Source organism: Acinetobacter sp. YH16038, assembly GCF_013417275.1.
GTDB lineage: Bacteria > Pseudomonadota > Gammaproteobacteria > Pseudomonadales > Moraxellaceae > Acinetobacter.
Genome location: NZ_VPEG01000088.1, coordinates 1 through 4,043, shown reverse-complemented (window position 1 = coordinate 4,043; position 4,043 = coordinate 1). Strand labels below are relative to the sequence as shown.

Here is a 4,043-nt window from a genome sequence, read left to right as displayed (position 1 = left end):
CCTTTTGGCAGGCAGCCGACCTTTACGAGCGCAAAAATGGCAGTACCTATCGAGAATATGAAATTGCCCTACCTAGAGAAATGAATGCCGAGCAACGCTTAGAACTGGTTGAGGACTTCATTCAGTCCGAGATCGGCTCAAAATATCCGTATCAATTTGCGATTCATAACCCTAAAGCAATGGACGGCAACGATCAGCCCCACGTCCACCTGATGTTTAATGAACGTCTGCAAGATGGAATCGAACGAGATCCAGAGCAATATTTCAAACGCTATAACAGCAAAAATCCTGAACGTGGCGGAGCTAAAAAAGACAATACAGGCAAGAGTTACCAGGAACGAAAAACCGATATTAAAGACCTACGCCAAAGATGGGCAGATTTATGCAACAGCCATTTAGAAAAACACCAAATTGATAGCCGTATTGATATGCGAAGCTACAAAGAGCAAGGCATAGACAAAGAACCCGAAAAAAAATTATTACCAAGCCAAGCCAAAGACCCTGAAATCAGGGAAGCCTTGCAACAGTCACGTACAGCCTATAAAGAGCTTGAGCGACTAGACTTAGGCGACCCTAAAAAAGACCTGAAAGAACTCAAAGACAGCCCAATTTCAGACAAAGAAATTAAACAGGGTATTGAGAGCTTTAAGGCTGATTTTGACAGCTTCAAACAGCTTGCCTTACAGCAGTACAAAGAACAGCAGAAATTAGAACGAGAGCAACAGAAAACCATGAGTTATAAGGGGATGAGCCGATGACACCTGATGAAAAAAAGTTATATGCACTGATGGCAGTTGCAGAACAACAGCAGAACCTAGTCAATCAGGCTGTTAAAGAGCTTCAAATCACCGAAGAACGCATTCAAAAGGTCATAGCAGGGCAAACCCATAGTACCGTATCAAAATCGCTAAATACGGGCTTACAGGAGGGTACAGCGGAGCTTATTAAGACCGCCAAAGCACTTGGACATTTAAAAAACTCGATTGAATCAACCAGTGATCAATTTTCATGGAAAATCATCACTATCGTTTTAGGCATTTTCGCCATTCTTATGCTTGGCATCATTTGGCTGTTTAGTGTTTATATCAAACCTTTAGAAAATATCCCGCAGATCGAGAGCCTAAGACAGCAAGGCATTCAGTTTGATCTTGGAAGCTGTAAAGTCGATGGAGAATCTAAAACGTGTGTCCGAGTGATGAAAGAACAGTGCGGATATGGAAATGCTAAAGATTTTTGCGTGATAGACCCTAAATAACAAACATCTGAAAAAGAAAAAGCCCATTCAGTATTGAAACTCAATGGGCTTTCGCTTTATATTCAGCGGTACGCAGTTATTTGATGCGCTAACATCAAGTAACGAAGATCAGCAGAGCTACCAACTCGTGCAGATTTCACCACAAGGCTTGTACCTGAACTCTATTTTCACAATAAACAGTGTTTAGATCAAGACTCAAAATGATAAGTCTTCGTTAATACGTGTTTTTAATCATCAAATAAGCATCATAGATCGAGCTTTGCCTGCTTCTGCGTGTCCGTTTTACGGATTGGCATGCGTTGCATGTGGAGGGAATAAGTGTCACTGGTGCAACGTAGCGATAGTCGAAAGGCTAAACCGCTACAGGGGAATCTCACAAAAGCGGAGCGTTAAGAGTAGTTGTATAGGTTGGTTAAGTTGTATGTTGGGGAAACCCTCGCAGAGATACCGCCATACTTCGACAGGGAGCGTGTGGGGAGAGGTGCAAGACCTTTAGTCCTTGTCTGCATAGTTTGCAAAGCTATGTGCGGATACGACCGATATACGTGGCTCCGAAGCCAAAAGAATATACGGTAAATCGGCAATACTTAAAGGATGCGTCATTTTTTTAAATGACCGCCTTTAGGGAGAGTATTGCCGAAACTCTCTCAACCGTTTCCAAAGCCAAAGCACGAAGTGCGACGCTTTGGGGGCGAGTTGAGAAGTTGAGAGCTTATTAAGCGTTTAAGAATAATAAGCGGATGTTTGATCTATTCTAATTTTATTGCTTAGGCTATTTGACTAATTAATTATGTTTTCAATAGCTTGTTTAAGTTCTTTAAATACTTCTTTGCTTTTCTTATTCCAATAAAACCATGTGCCAATTGCAATAATTAATGAAAACTTGTGATGAAAAGCTGGAAATAGGACGTACTTTGCAGCCTATGCTACAATTCGCAGTCTAGACCGAATACTGGTCTTTTTCTTTTATTTCGTTTTCTTTGGTTTCCAGGTTTTCATATGATTAAGTGGATCATTCTGGCGATTTTTATTCTTTCTGCACTTTATATTCAGCAACGTGGGAAGGTTCGTCACTCGTTTTATCGTCAATTTTTCGATCACTCAACGATTCTTGCGCCAATTAACTACCTCATGTACATGTTTTCAAAGGTACCGAATCAGCCATATATCGATACACAGCATTTTCAAGACTTAAAAGTGTTGGATGAAAACTGGGAAATGATTCGTGATGAAGCAAAAGCTTTATATGAAAAAGGCGGAATTAAAGCATCGAGCAGTTATGATGACTTGGGGTTTAACTCCTTTTTCAAAACAGGCTGGAAGCGTTTTTATCTGAAATGGTATGACTCTGCACATCCATCAGCCGCTGAACTTTGTCCAAAAACGACGGCGTTGCTGAAAACCTTGCCGACCATTAAAGCCGCGATGTTTACCGAGCTGGCACCTGACAGCCGTTTGGTTCGTCACCGTGACCCTTATGCGGGTTCATTGCGTTATCACTTGGGGTTGATCACACCGAATGATGATCGCTGCTTTATTGATGTGGATGGTGAGCGCTATTCATGGCGCGATGGTGAAAGCGTGGTCTTTGATGAAACTTATATTCACTATGCCGAAAACACCACTGATCAAAACCGCATTATTTTCTTTGCCGATGTCGAGCGTCCATTAAAGACACGCTTTATGGAACGTTTCAATCACTGGTTTGGTAAAAAAGTTATGACCGCTGCCAGCTCTCCAAATGAAGCAGGGGATCAAACGGGTGGACTGAATAAAGTCTTTGGTTATGTCTATCAAGTGCGGATCAAAGCTAAAGCCTTGAAGAAAACCAACCGTCAACTGTACTACTTCTTAAAGTGGTTCTTAATGCTCGGAATTTTCTTCCTGATCTTTGTTCGACCTTATGTGTTTTAAAGTACATTAAACGCCCTGAGGGGCGTTTTTTTATTTGGGCAGAAAAGGGGAAGCCTATCTGCCCTTTTGATTTTTCTATTTATTTCAAGGCTTACAGTGGATTTGAACCACGCATGGCTTTATGCTTTATCCAGTTAAAACTAAAAACAACATGAGCGCGTATCTCTTTCATTTTTAAGATCGCAACTTATAAGTTAGATAAAGCATGAGGTTTCAAGGTGCAAAAGTTTCTTGTAGTTAATTAATTTTACGTTGATTTAATATCTCTTGTCCTAATTCTTTCCAAATTTGCCATTTCATATCATTTGGATCAATTTCAGCAGTTTTAAGCAGAACTCCAAGTAATTCGGCGGGGTCACGCTGATCTAGGTTAGCAATTTCAAAAAGTGCGCCTAATTGGATGAGGTGACGTGTACGAGCTTTACGTTCAGCTTCCTTTTCCGCATTGAGTAATTTTCTAACAACGACTTTCTGTTTATTTGCTCGATCTATAGCTTTTTCAGCTTTGATAAGGGCATTTAATTTCTTTTCTTGTTCAGGTGTTCGGTACTGAATTTGAGCCAATTCCAATAGAAGTTTTTGAGCATCACTTGGATTCTTTAATGCAGAAATGTAGGTAATTTTTTCAGACAGCCATTCATTATTCATATTCAATTCCTTAATTCAGATACCGCAAAAGTACATGCTCAATTCTCAAAGAACGATAACAAAATAATTACGTCCAAGGTACGCAATTTTGTTAAAGTTCGTTCTAGATATTGTCGCCTGCACTTCCATCAAAATTTTGATGGCGCGCTTAGACGTTTCTCAATTTCATTGAGAAACCTAAGCACGTTAGGGATTTCATCCCTAAAACCCTGAAACTTCTTTTTTT

General features: G+C 40.3%; 4 protein-coding genes. 3 read left to right on the top strand and 1 reads right to left on the bottom strand.

Annotated elements, in window-relative coordinates:
* From FTV34_RS16625 to lpxO, 3 genes are all read left to right on the top strand, one after another.
* Positions 1-758 (top strand): MobA/MobL family protein (locus FTV34_RS16625; RefSeq protein ID WP_180070820.1); only part of this gene is annotated, 758 nt, incomplete at its 5' end.
* Positions 755-1,255, top strand: a complete 501-nt coding sequence (locus tag FTV34_RS16620; protein ID WP_179991827.1) for a hypothetical protein — start codon at positions 755-757, stop codon at positions 1,253-1,255. The genes FTV34_RS16625 and FTV34_RS16620, both read left to right, overlap by 4 nt.
* Before the next feature lie 999 nt (positions 1,256-2,254).
* Positions 2,255-3,169 carry a lipid A hydroxylase LpxO gene (lpxO, locus tag FTV34_RS16615; RefSeq protein ID WP_125273387.1) on the top strand — a complete coding sequence of 305 codons (915 nt, stop codon included), beginning with the start codon at positions 2,255-2,257 and terminating at the stop codon, positions 3,167-3,169.
* A gap of 237 nt (positions 3,170-3,406) precedes the next feature.
* On the opposite strand, the gene FTV34_RS16610 is transcribed toward lpxO, so the two are convergent.
* Positions 3,407-3,817: a conjugal transfer protein TraD gene (locus FTV34_RS16610; protein ID WP_179995789.1), complete on the bottom strand. Its 411-nt coding sequence runs from the start codon at positions 3,815-3,817 to the stop codon at positions 3,407-3,409.
* Positions 3,818-4,043 lie beyond the last annotated feature (226 nt).